Below are 665 nucleotides of genomic sequence, written 5' to 3'. Positions count from 1 at the left end.
GCACGCAGCGCTCAGGTGCGCCTGCCAACTCGGTAGAAAGGCGCAGGTTGTCCAGCCAACGCATGCTTTCCTTCTGCTCGATCGGGACGCGGGTCGGGTTGATCTTGCGTTTGAGCGCTGCGGTCCCCTTAAATTTTGAACGCGACCAGAACTTGGCCGCTGTCAGCCCGAGCGGCAAGCCCTCTGGTGTGATCGCCAGACTTGCATGCATCAGGAGCCCACAGATCGCATGCTTTTGGTAGCGGCCTTCCTTGAGCTTGCGGCCGGTCGACACTTTCGTAAACCCGATCTTCTCCGGCGAGGCGCGTTTGAACGAAAATTCTGTGGTGTCCTGCAGGATCAGGACAGGACCGTCGGTTGCCTTGATACGCAGGGCAGAGGCGGCAAAATGGCCCTCAAGAATCTTGTCTTCACTGACATTTCCGTTGGAGAAGAAGCGGTAGGCGGCCTTAGTGTTCGACCAGTCCTGAAACGCCGTGGGCAGAGATTTTCCAGGGCGGTCCCCGAGAGCCTCAAGCATTGCTCCCAGGCGCCGGTTCAACCGGGCATCGCCCAGATCGCATCCTGACGTTTCCGTTTCCACCCAACTCTGCCCCATGCCTGCACCTCGATTATCCGGTGCCACATGACGAATCATGATCGCTTGTGTTCAGGCAAGGCCAAGT

1 protein-coding gene is annotated in these 665 nt (G+C 58.5%); it reads right to left on the bottom strand.

Annotation, left to right across the window (positions count from 1 at the left end):
* On the bottom strand, window positions 1-637 hold a 637-nt coding region (locus EG244_RS20260; protein ID WP_267900304.1), incomplete at its 3' end, for an IS4/Tn5 family transposase DNA-binding protein.
* Window positions 638-665 lie beyond the last annotated feature (28 nt).

The organism is Falsigemmobacter faecalis (genome assembly GCF_003863335.1).
GTDB classification, from domain to species: Bacteria; Pseudomonadota; Alphaproteobacteria; order Rhodobacterales; family Rhodobacteraceae; genus Wagnerdoeblera; species Wagnerdoeblera faecalis.
Note: the sequence above shows the minus strand (reverse complement) of the source record. Positions and strands in the feature narration are given on the sequence as shown.